The sequence below is a fragment of the Corallococcus sp. CA054B genome (genome assembly GCF_003611625.1).
GTDB lineage: Bacteria > Myxococcota > Myxococcia > Myxococcales > Myxococcaceae > Corallococcus > Corallococcus coralloides.
This window is the reverse complement of record NZ_RAVY01000261.1, coordinates 1-11,276: the sequence shown is the minus strand read 5'-3', so window position 1 is coordinate 11,276 and position 11,276 is coordinate 1. Positions and strand designations below refer to the sequence as shown.

The following is an 11,276-nucleotide window of genomic DNA, read 5'->3' as shown; positions in this document are numbered from 1 at the left end:
TGTCACGGCTGTGGTTCGCGCTGGACCGCCGCGCCTGGAACTACCTGGTCGTCGTCCCCGCCCACCCCGGTGCCCCCGCGCAGGACGCGGCCCAGGCCCTGATGGAGGCCGGCGCGCCCTACCCGGAGCCGCCCCTGCGCCTCGTGGACGCCACCGGCATCGAGCCCGCCGGCGCTCCGCGCATGGTCCAGGAGGTGCGCCGCCGCGTGGAGCAGGGCGAGCGGGTCATCGTGGTCATCGACTCGCTCATCACGCACCCGGCGAGCCTCCCGCTGGCCCTGGCCGCGGACACCGCCCTGCTGGTCGTCACCCTGGGCGAGACGGACTTCGGCTCCGCGCAGAAGACCCTCACCCTGGTGGGCGAGGACCGCTTCGCCGGCAGCGTCACCTTCCCGCGTCCCACGAAGAAGCAGAAGCGCGCCGACGCGGCCAAGAAGAAGAAGCCATGAGCCCTTCCGACTCCCCCGCTGCTCCGGCCCCCCGGCTCAGCGTCGTCATCGCCACGTACAACCGGCTGCCCCTCATCACCCGGCTGCTCCAGCAGCTGGCCGGGCAGACGCTGCCGCCCGAGGAGTTCGAGGTGGTGGTGGTGGACGACGGCTCCGCCTCCGACGTGAAGGGGCCGCTCTCCGCGCTCAAGCTGCCCTACACCCTGCGCGTGGAGGTGCAGCAGAACGCGGGCGCCGCCGCCGCGCGGCACCGGGGCGTGCTGGCCGCCCGGGGCGCCACGGTGCTCGTCACGGATGACGACATGCAGGTGGCCTCCGACTTCCTCGCGCGCCACCTGGTCCACCATCCGCCCGGCTCGCGCAACGTGGTGCTGGGCCGCATCCGGCCGGATCCCGAAATCGGGGAGATGCCCCTCTTCGAGCGCTGGTACGCGCACCTCAACAACCGCATGGCGGAGGAGCTGTCCGTCCCCGGCGTGAAGGCGCACGGCAACCACCTGTACACGGGCAACGTGTCCTTCCCCCGCGCGGACTACGTGGGCGTGGGCGGCTTCGACAAGACGCTGGGCCAGTCGGAAGACGTGGAGCTGGGCGTGCGCCTGGAGAAGGCCGGCTGCGCGTTCCTCTTCGCGCCGGACGCGTACGTGCTGCACGGCAGCGACCACGTCAGCTTCGAGAAGTGGATCCGCCGCGCCCACCGCTACGGCATGTTCGACACCCACGTCTCCGTGAAGCACCCGGACGTGAAGGGCGTGAACCCGTGGCGCCTCTTCTTCGAGACGAACCTGCTCTCGCGCCCGCTGCTCGCCTCCGCGGTGGTGGCCCCGGAGGCGTCGCGCAAGCTGACGGAGGCCGTGGTGAAGGCCTCCAGCGTGGCGGACAAGCTGGGGCTCACGGGCGCCGCGTTCGCGGGCACCTCCGTGGCGTACGGCATGGAGTACCTGCGCGGGGCCCGCACGGAGGCCGGCGGCTGGGTGGGTGTCGCCAAGGGCGTCGCGCGCTACCTGCAGGGCCGGGGAAATCCCCAAGGATGAAAGCCATGTTCGGAGCCCTCATCTCGGACGCGTTGGAGATGGCCAAGGCGGCCACCGGTACGTCGGACGCGAAGTCCATCGCCAAGGTGGTGCTGACCAGCGACTCGTACCGCATCACCGCGCTCAACCGCGCGCGGGAGGCGGCGCTGGCCTTCCACATCCCGCTGGTGAACCACGTGCTGCGCGTGGCCCAGACGGCGGTGATGGGCATTGAAATCGGCAAGGACGTGACGCTGGGCAAGGGCGTGTACTTCGTGCACAGCCTGGGCGTCGTCATCGGCGGGGACGCGCGCATTGGCGACCGCGTGCGCTTCTACGGCAACAACACCGTGGGCACCGCCAAGGACAACGGCTACCCCACCATCGAGGACGACGTCTGGATTGGCGCGGGCGCCCGCATCCTGGGCCCCGTGCGCATTGGCGCCCGCTCGCGCATTGGCGCGAACGCCGTCGTGCTCCAGGACGTGCCGCCGGACAGCGTGGCGGTGGGCATCCCCGCGCGCATCTTCCCGCGCAAGGACCTGGACGAGGTCCCGCTGTAACCGTCGTGCCGTCGTTTGTTGATCCGCTGTTGCCGGGTTCGTTCCGGGGGATGCGTTGAGGAAGGTCATGGCAGAGACGAAGCACGGACGGTGGAAGCGGACCGTCATCCTCACCTGCGCGGTGCTGGGCGGCGGCGCGGGCGTGGCCATGGCGCAGCAGAACGCGTCGAAGGGAGCTGGGGACGCGCCCCCTGCACAGCAGCCCACTGCCACGGAGACGGTGGCCGTGTACGACGGGGGCATCCAGGCCGGATGGAAGGACATCGGCTGGGCGCCTCGCGAGCTTCCCAAGGGCGCGCCCGCGCGCCTGCGGATGTTCAACTACGGCGGGTGGATCCTCTACCGGCCCAAGCTCCAGGGCGCATATGGCGCGCTGACGTTCCGTTTCACCGCGCCGGAGTCCTACGGCGAGTTCCTGGACGTGCGCCTGGACGCCCCCGGCGCCGCGACGTTCCCGCACGTGCGGATCAGCCCGGAGTTCATCGTCAAGAAGGACCGCGAGTGGGCGGAGGTCGTCGTGCCCATGGAGGTCCTCAACCCGCGCGGTGAGCCCTTCGACCGCCTGGTGCTGCGCGCTTCGAAGGACGTGGGCCGGGACTGGGTGCTCTTCGACAAGGTGGCCCTGGTGCCGCTGTCCCCGGACGTGGCCGCCGCGCGCGCGGCCGGCGGTGGGCGCATGGGCCGGGGCGACGGCCGCGAGTCGAAGATGATCATCGACTGCACCGCCCCGTCCAAGCCCATCAGCCCGCTCATCTACGGCATCGCGCTGGACGGCAACAAGGAGACGACGGACACGCACCAGTGGAAGCTGGGCGCCACCATCCGCCGCTGGGGCGGCAACCCCACGTCCCGCTACAACTGGAAGCTGGGCCGCGCGTGGAACACCGGCAACGACTGGTACTTCCGCAACGTGGAGCTGGGCTTCGGCGCGGATGACTTCCTGGAGTCCAACCGGAAGAACAACGTCCAGTCCGCGCTCACGCTGCCGCTCATCGGCTGGGTGGCCAAGGACACGACCTCCGTGGGCTTCCCGGTGTCCACCTTCGGCCCGCAGCAGGCCCAGGACGACACGGAGCCCGCGGGCGGCAACGGCGTGCGCCGCGACGGCACGCCCCTGGTCCCCGGTGCGCCCACCACGACCAGCGTGCAGGCCCCTCCGGAGTTCATCTCCGAGTGGGTGAAGTCACTCAAGGCCGCGAAGCGTGGCGTGAACATGTACATCCTGGACAACGAGCCCGCCCTCTGGAGCTCCACGCACCGGGACGTGCATCCTGATCCGCTCACCTACGACGAGCTGCTCAAGCGCACCATCGAGTACGGCACCGCCGTGCGGAAGGCGGATCCGGAAGCGGTCATCGCCGGTCCCGCGGAGTGGGGCTGGACGAACTACTTCTGGTCCGCCGCGGACTTCGCTCCCGGCCGTCCGCCGTACACGGACCGCCGCGCGCACGGCGACGTGCCCCTCTTGCCCTGGTACCTGCGCGAGCTGCGCGACCACGAGAAGAAGACCGGCGTGCGCCTGCTGGACGTGGTGGACGTGCACTTCTACCCGCAGACCAACGTGGGCCTGGGCCTGGAGGGCGCCACGGATCCGGACACCAACGCGCGGCGGATCCGCTCCACCCGCGCGCTGTGGGATCCGACGTACAAGGACGAGTCCTGGATCGCCGAGCCCATCCAGCTGATTCCGCGCGTGAAGCAGTGGATCGCGGAGAACTACCCCGGCCGGGGCATGTCCATTGGCGAGTACAACTTCGGCGCCATGAAGCACATGAGCGGGGGACTCGCGCAGGCGGAGGCCCTGGGCCGCTTCGGGCAGCAGGGGCTCACGTCCGCGTTCTTCTGGCAGTACCCCGCGGAGAACAGCCCCACGTTCTGGGCGTTCCGCGCGTACCGCGACTTCGACGGGCGGGGCGGCCGCTTCCAGGACCACGGCCTGTCCACCACCGCGGCCGAGGGCACCAGCCTCTTCGCGTCCCGCGACGCGTCCGGCAAGAAGCTCACTGCCGTATTGCTCAACTTCGACCCCGAGCAGGCCGCCCAGGCGCAGCTGGAGTTCAAGGGCTGCGGCTCGCTCAACACCGTGCGCGTCATGGGCTACTCGGGCGCGCCGGGCGGTTTCACCGAACAGGCCACCGGCAAGCAGGCCGAGCAGGCCCTTTCGCAGCGCCTTCCCCCCTACTCCATCACCGTGCTGGACCTCACGGTGAAGTGAAGACGACGCCTTGACCACCGCACACGCCCCCGCCGCCGCTTCCCCCCGCCCGCGCCTGAACATCGGCCAGCTCACCATCGACCAGATCACCTTCCCGGAGGCCATCACGGCCATTGGCGAGCTGGTGGACGCGCACCAGGGCGGCTACGTCTTCACCGCCAACGTGGACCACGTCGTCCTGGCGGAGACGAACGCGCGCTTCCGCGACGCGTACGCCAAGGCCACCATCTCCGTGGTGGACGGCATGCCCATCGTCTGGGCGTCGCGCATGCTGGACGTGTCCCTGCCGGAGCGCATCGCCGGGTCCGACCTCATCCTCCCGCTGGTGAAGCTGGGCGCCGAGCGCAAGTGGCGCATCTTCCTCCTGGGCGCGGGCCCCGGCGTCGCGGAGAAGGTGGGCAAGCAGTTCCAGGCGCAGTACCCCGGCATCGAGGTCGTGGGCTGGGACTCGCCCATGGTGAACCTGGACGCGGGCGACGCGCAGAATGCTCCCATCGTCGCGCGCATCCGGGAAAAGGACCCGCACCTGCTCTTCGTCGCGCTGGGCAGCCCCAAGCAGGAGGTGTGGATTTCGCAGGTGGCCCAGAAGCTGGGGCCCACGGTGGCCATCGGCATTGGCGCGGGCTTCGACTTCATCGCCGGCACCGCCAAGCGCGCCCCGGAGTGGATCGCCAAGGCCGGCTTCGAGTGGCTCTACCGCCTCACCCACGAGCCCAAGCGCCTGTGGCGCCGGTACATCCTCAACGACTCCCAGTTCGGGATCATCCTGCTGCGCGAGCTGTGGAAGCGCACCCGGGGTTCACAGGATTGATGGGTCCCTCGGGACCCGCTCGCCTGGCGCTATGTCCTTGAATTCTGGGCTTTGGGGCTTAGGCCCCTCCCTGGACATTTACAGCCAAGCTTGAGTATTCTAGCCCCGCACGCCTTTCGCGGGGTGCACGGGCCGCGGTGCCTGAGCCTCGCGTCCGGGTGTGCCCACCCGTAGGCCCCTGGACGTCCCCTCATGTCATCAGCCGTATCCCGTTCGTCGCCCCGTTGGGCGGCGCGACTCGTCACGTTCGCGGTGATGGTGTTGTCGGCCTTCAGCCTGCCGGCCGCCGCCGCCACCAACACGGAGGCCACGCAGAAGGCCATCCAGTTCCTGAGCGCGGACGTGGCCAACTGGACCACGCACGAGAACTGCATCGCGTGCCACCGCCAGGGCGCGGCGGTGTTCGGCCTGTCGAGCGCCAAGGCCAATGGCTACAACATGGCGCAGACGGCGAGCAACGGGCGCACGCTCCAGCAGAACCTGGACGCCATCACGGCGCGCATCAAGACGGACCAGCTGCCTTCCGGTCACTGGCTGTATCAGGGGTCCGCGTACCCGAACTCGAAGACGGGCTGGGCGTCGTTCGGCCTGGCGGGCTTCGACCAGTACGTGTCCACGCAGTACAGCAGCGCGCTGGTGATGGCGGCCAACTGGGCGCTGGGCACGCAGCAGTCCAGCGGCCGGTGGAACGAGGACCACGACGGCACGCCGGTGAACCACGGCAACGTGCCCATCACCGCGCGCTACATCGTGACGCTGGCGCAGGCGAAGCAGCGCGTGGACCCGGCGAAGGCGGCGCAGTACCAGGCGGCCATCGACAAGGCGGCCGCGTACCTGCGGGCCAACATCAACACGGCCACCACGGGCGTCTTCGACGACGGCATGCCGTACACGTTCCAGAAGTCGTGGGCCATCGTGGGCCTGAAGGCCGCGGGCCCGGGCACCAATGGCGTGAACAGCACCACCATCCAGACGCTGGCGAACCAGCTCATCGCGATGCCCGCGGTGAGCGGCAAGGGCTGGGGCCGCCTGCCGAGCGGTGCGTCCGACGACTTCGCCACGGGCATCGCCGTGTACGCGCTGTGCCTTGCGGGCAAGGAGCCGGCGAGCAACGCGCGCCTGTTCAACGCGATTGAGTGGCTGAAGACGAAGCAGGCGGCGGACGGAGGCTGGGAGCCGGGGTCGGCGGCGCGGGACATCCCGACGACGTTCGCGTCGCTGGGCCTGGCGTGCTTCGGTGACTTCAGCGTGGAGGTGTCCGTGGTGGGCGAGGACACGAAGATGTTCCCCATCTCCAACCCGGCGCCCCAGGAGACGACCTACACGCTCAAGGTGAAGAACCACGGCTACCAGGCGGACACGTACACGCTGAGCACCGCGGGCGGCCTGCCGGGCTGGTCGGCCACGCTGAGCCGTCCCACGGTGTTCCTGGCCGCTGGCGCGGAGTCCACCGTGACGGTGACGGTGCGCGCTCCGGTGAACCTGCTGCCTTCGCTGCTGTCGGAGGTCACGGTGACGGCGTCGTCGGGTGGCGCGGTGGGCGTGTCGGCGTCGGCTCGCGTGCGGACGTACACGCCGCCGGAGCCTCCGGTGACGGGCGTGGCGACGACGACCACGATTCTTTCCCCGGCCGCGAACGCGAGCGTGACCATCGGCGTGGATCAGCCGACCTTGAAGGCGCAGGTCCGGAACGCGTCGAACAACACCGTGGTGACGGGGCCGCGCAAGGGCGTGGTGACGTTCTTCGTGGCGGGCGTGGCGATTGGCGCGGATGACGACGCGGACGGCGACGGCGTGTTCTCCCTGCCGTGGAGCATCACGACGGACAGGTGGTCCGCCACGGGCGCGCAGGACTTCCGCGCGGTGTACTCCGGCGTGACGCTGCAGCCGGCCAGCCCGAACCTGCTGGGCAGCACGGCGGCGCAGACGCTGGTCATCAATCCCTATCCGTACACGGCGCCGGAGGTCATCATGGGCAACCAGCCCGCGTTCCTCCGCGAGACGACGCTGAACGCATGGGGCTTCGTGAAGCCCGCCACCAACGGCGCGTTCATCACCTACGCGGCGTTCATCGTGAACGGCGGCGCGCCGGTGGTGGTGAACCCCGAGCTGAGCGGCGGTCTGGTCTACATGCCGGTGGAGCTGGTGGAAGGGCCGAACATCATCCAGCTCACGGGCCGCGACAACCTGGGCGGTGTCACCACGAAGCAGATCAACCTGACGGTGGACCGCGTGCCGCCGGTCATCACCATCCAGTCGCCGGTGCAGGGCCAGGTGGTGGGCGGGCTGGTGGACGTCCTCAGCCAGATTGACGAGCAGACGCCGACGCGCGTGGAGACGCAGTGGGTGAACACCACGCTGCTGGAGTTCGGCACCGGTTCGGTGACGCACCCGGTGAGCCTGCCGAACTTCGGCGAGCAGGGCATCCTGGTCCGCGCCACGGACTCCGCGAACAACGTGACGGAAGCTGTGGTGCACGTGTTCGTGGATTCCGGCACGCCCACGGTGACGACGGACCCGGCGGACGGGGCCACGTTCGGGCCGCGCGCGAACAACACGCTGCCGTATGTGATTCGCGTGTCGTCCGTGTCCGCGACGACGGTGAAGCTGGGCAACCAGCAGTTCCAGCTGCCGCGCGGCGGCGGTGAAATCCAGACGTCGGTGACGCTGGCGTCGGGCGTGAACACGCTGACCATCGACGCGACGAACGAGGCGGGCCGCACGACGCGCACGACGCGCACGGTGCGCTACGACACGCAGGCGCCCACGGCGACGCTGGTGACGCCGGCTCCGGGCAGCACGGTGGGTGGCGTGGTGACGCTGACGGCGCGGGTGACGGATGCGCTGAGCAGCATCAAGAACGTGGCGTTCACGCGGGACGGGTCGGGCATCCGCGCCGGCACGCTCCAGACGAACGGCACGTGGACCGCGTCGCTGGACACGCGCGAGCTGCTGGATGGCACGCACACGGTGGACGTGTGGATGACGGACGCGGTGGACAACTTCGTCATCCAGAGCTTCAGCTTCACGGTGAAGAACAACTGACCGTCTGCCATTGACGGCGGTGCCCCTTCGGGGCGGGAGGTCCTCACGGGCCTTCCGCCCCGTTGTCTTTGGGGCGCATGCTGCACGGCATGCGTGCACACAGGGCCGGCGTGTGGATGGTGTTGTTCGTGCTGCTCACGGGCTGCGCCAGTGGGCCCACGGTGCGGTTGCATACGGAGCGGGGGACTCGGACGTATGCGCCGGTGACCTGGGACCGGCGGGTGCCAGTCAGTGCGCGGGAGTTCGAGGAGGCCCTGGCGCGATTGGTATTGGAGGTGCCGCTGACGCTGCGGTCACCGAGGGTGGTGCGCGCGGTCGCGAAGAAGGGGGCGCAGCTGGACCTGGGGCTCGGGTTCATGCTGCGGGACGGGTACGCGCGGTGGTGCCGGGCGCATGAGGCTCCGGGGGACTGTCTGTCGTTGCTGGAGGATGGCGCGGGTTTCGGTGAACTGGACCGGCTGACTCTCGCGGTGGGCATGTCGCTGGACCCGTTGCGCGCGAGTATTGGGGCCGCGTTGCAGGACACGCTGAACCCGGAGTTCTTCGTGTCCGTGGTGTCGGGAGCGATTGCGTCCTGGGTGGTGTTGGCTGCGGCACCGGAGCCCCTGTTCACCAAGGCCGCGGCGGTGATTGCCGCCGTGTTCCTGGCGTACGTGGGCGTGCAGTCGTTCCTCACGGTGGTGCGGGCTTGCGGCGCGCTGAAGACAGCCACGGATAGGGCTCAGACATTCCAGGAACTGGAGGAGGCGGCGGAGGTCTTCGCGCAGGCACTGGGGCCGGAGGTGGCGCGCGTCTTCGTGCTCGCGATGACGGTGCTGGTGAGTCACGGCGTGACGGTGGGGCTGTCATCCGCGCTCGCGTGGATGCCGCGCTTCCCGGACGCGGTGCGGCTGGGTTCGATACAGGCGGGTTTCAACCCGGCGCGCGTGTTGGACGTGAGCGCGGTGGCGGTGGTGGACGGCGTGGTGGAGGTGACGCTCGCGTCCACGGCGGTAGCCATGGCCACGATGGGCCCGCCTCCTCCGAGTAGCGCAGGAGGCCCGGGCAAGTGGGTGCAGGTGAATGAGTCGATGTCCGACCGTGCCCGCGACTATCAAGCCCAGGTGACGGGAGCGCCAAAAGGCTCCGCGTACCGGCTCAAGATAGGAGACGACGAGGTCGACTTCGACGGTTACGACCTGGTCGACGATTTGCTGCTAGAGGCCAAGGGCCCGGGCTATGCGAAGTTCATCCAGGACAACATGACTCTGAAGGAGTTCTACAGAGGCTTTGACAAGGTGCTTGCCCAAGCCGAACGGCAATACTTGATGGCTCGTGGAACGCGCGTCCGTTGGATCGTCGCGGAGGAGCGATTCGCGGAACTGCTTCGCAGAGCCTTCGAAGGCCGGGGCTACAAGACCTTCGAGGTCGTGCACGTCACTCCCGTGCCGCGCTAAGGAGTCCTGGAATCATGACGGAGACGTACTACTCAGGTTGCTATTGGCTGGCCCGGCAGGAGCCTGTCGAGTCCTGCGCCCACCGATTGAGTTCGTTCCTTCAACGATTGGGCTCCTTGGACCCCTCGTGGAACCGCTGGCACCAGACGGCCGCGACCTTCGAGAAGGCGCGACAGCGACAGGTATCTCCGGATGTGGCCACCCTCTCCAAGCTCCTGGGCGGCAAGGCCAGCCGGTTCATGGACATGTCGCGCTTCTGGCTCTGGGCTGGCGAGAACGAAGCGGAGGCATCGAAGGTCACCGGCCACTGCGGCAGCGCCGCGACGCATATGGCTTCTGTCTGTTTGCTCGACGGTCACAGCATGGGCCAGGTCGCGGAGCGGGTGCTAACCGCCCATGTCCTGACCGGCGTGATGCGCGCCATGGCGCTCGCGTGGGAGCCGGAATTCGGGCTCTGTACCTCGCATGAGCATCGGGAGCGCCTCATGGCTGGCCAGTTCCCCGAGCCCGGCACCTTCGTCGGCTGGGTCACCTACCTCGCCGACTTCCGCGGCCCCGTGCCCCCGCTGCCCTCCTCCGTCCAGGTCGAGCACATCCCGGACCGGGGCACGCTCATCACCCTCACGCAGGAGAAGTTCAGCGTCTCCAACCCCGCCCACGTCGCCCTCGCCGCGGACGTCCAGGCGCGCCTCCAGGCCGCGGGGCTGCTCACCCCGCTCCGCCCCTGGGGCACCTAGCCCTTCAGCGCCGCCCGGCCTTCGCGAACCTTCGCAGCAGCGCTTCGTGCGCCGGGTGGCGGGCCACCATCGCCTCCGCCTCCGGCAGCTCGAAGTCCGCGAAGTCGAACCCCGGCGACACCGTGCAGCCCACCAGCGTGTACGCGCCCAGCGGCTCCGCCGCCTGCAGCACCCCCGCCGGGACCAGCACCTGCGGCTGATGGCCTTGCGTCACGTCCCGCCCCAACACCGGGGACTCCAGCCGGCCGTCCTCGTGCACCAGGTGCAACGCCATCGGCTCCCCGTCGTGGAACAGCCACAGCTCGTCCGCGCCCACCACCCGGTGCCACGCGGAGAACTCCCCCCGCTGCAACAGGTAGTAGATGGCCGTCCCCGCGGATCTGCGCCCTCGCAGCGTCTGCACCTGGAACGCCGCCCGGTACGTCTCCCGGTAGTAGCCGCCCTCCGGATGGGGCTTGAGGTCCAGCCTCCTCACCAGCTCTTCAACCATGGTGGACCCAGTCTAACGCCATGCCCTCTCAGGGCTTCTTCTTCTGCTGCTGCATCGCGGACGCCACCAGGTTCATCAGCTTCAGCTGCACCGGCGTCAGCCGCCGCAGGTTGCGCATCAGCCGCCGCATCTCCGGCACGTCCTCCTCCGTCCGCGCCCGGGGCTTCTCCTTCGGCGGCGGCGCCGCGAACTCCTCGCCCAGGCCCAGCAGGTCGTGCGGCGGGATGTTCAGGACGACGCACAGACGGCGCAGGTTCTGCACGCTCGGCAGCATGTGGCCACGCTCCAGCCGGCCATACACCTCCGACGCCATGCCGATGCGGTCCGCCACGTCCGCCTGCGTCAGACCCAGCTTCACCCGCACGTTCCGTGCCGCCGAGCCGAGGATTCCCGCCAGTTCCGTGTCCATGCCCTTGTCCCGGGTGCGAAGCGCCTCCATGGCACCGGGCGCTGGGCATAACCCTGAAGGTCGGGTCATGTCACCTTACCTCTGGCGTTTTTTCCGCCTCCCCCACCC

10 protein-coding genes are annotated in these 11,276 nt (G+C 69.4%); 8 read left to right on the top strand and 2 right to left on the bottom strand.

Translation table 11 applies throughout. The features are described from left to right. The 8 genes from D7V80_RS37375 to D7V80_RS37340 all read left to right on the top strand — a co-directional run. Positions 1 to 449 (top strand): hypothetical protein (locus D7V80_RS37375; protein ID WP_120592612.1); only part of this gene is annotated, 449 nt, incomplete at its 5' end. Then, entirely contained in the window at positions 446 to 1,483 is a 1,038-nt protein-coding gene (gene epsD / locus D7V80_RS37370; protein WP_120592611.1) for an exopolysaccharide biosynthesis glycosyltransferase EpsD, read from the top strand. The genes D7V80_RS37375 and epsD, both read left to right, overlap by 4 nt. A gap of 5 nt (positions 1,484 to 1,488) precedes the next feature. Next, the gene (gene epsC, locus D7V80_RS37365) at positions 1,489 to 2,025 is read left to right on the top strand and encodes a serine O-acetyltransferase EpsC (protein ID WP_014400828.1); all 537 of its coding nucleotides are present in this window, start codon (positions 1,489 to 1,491) and stop codon (positions 2,023 to 2,025) included. A gap of 67 nt (positions 2,026 to 2,092) precedes the next feature. After that, the gene (gene epsB, locus D7V80_RS37360) at positions 2,093 to 4,240 is read left to right on the top strand and encodes a GH44 family glycoside hydrolase EpsB (RefSeq protein WP_120592610.1); all 2,148 of its coding nucleotides are present in this window, start codon (positions 2,093 to 2,095) and stop codon (positions 4,238 to 4,240) included. 10 nt (positions 4,241 to 4,250) lie between these two features. Beyond that, complete coding sequence (gene epsA / locus D7V80_RS37355; protein WP_120592609.1) at positions 4,251 to 5,051, top strand: exopolysaccharide biosynthesis glycosyltransferase EpsA; 801 nt, start codon at positions 4,251 to 4,253, stop codon at positions 5,049 to 5,051. Between the two features lie 192 nt (positions 5,052 to 5,243). After that, on the top strand, positions 5,244 to 8,096 hold the full coding sequence (locus tag D7V80_RS37350) for an Ig-like domain-containing protein (RefSeq protein WP_199738951.1): 2,853 nt from the start codon (positions 5,244 to 5,246) through the stop codon (positions 8,094 to 8,096). 89 nt (positions 8,097 to 8,185) lie between these two features. Then, positions 8,186 to 9,532: a restriction endonuclease fold toxin 5 domain-containing protein gene (locus tag D7V80_RS37345; RefSeq protein WP_120592613.1), complete on the top strand. Its 1,347-nt coding sequence runs from the start codon at positions 8,186 to 8,188 to the stop codon at positions 9,530 to 9,532. 14 nt (positions 9,533 to 9,546) lie between these two features. Next, complete coding sequence (locus D7V80_RS37340; protein WP_120592608.1) at positions 9,547 to 10,269, top strand: immunity 52 family protein; 723 nt, start codon at positions 9,547 to 9,549, stop codon at positions 10,267 to 10,269. Between the two features lie 4 nt (positions 10,270 to 10,273). On the opposite strand, the gene D7V80_RS37335 is transcribed toward D7V80_RS37340, so the two are convergent. Together D7V80_RS37335 and D7V80_RS37330 are read right to left on the bottom strand one after the other, a co-directional pair. Next, positions 10,274 to 10,759 (bottom strand): cupin domain-containing protein, encoded by a 486-nt coding sequence (locus D7V80_RS37335; protein ID WP_120592607.1) that lies wholly within the window; start codon positions 10,757 to 10,759, stop codon positions 10,274 to 10,276. A 28-nt stretch (positions 10,760 to 10,787) separates the two neighbouring features. Next, positions 10,788 to 11,168: a helix-turn-helix domain-containing protein gene (locus tag D7V80_RS37330; protein WP_014400835.1), complete on the bottom strand. Its 381-nt coding sequence runs from the start codon at positions 11,166 to 11,168 to the stop codon at positions 10,788 to 10,790. Between the last annotated feature and the right edge of the window lie 108 nt (positions 11,169 to 11,276).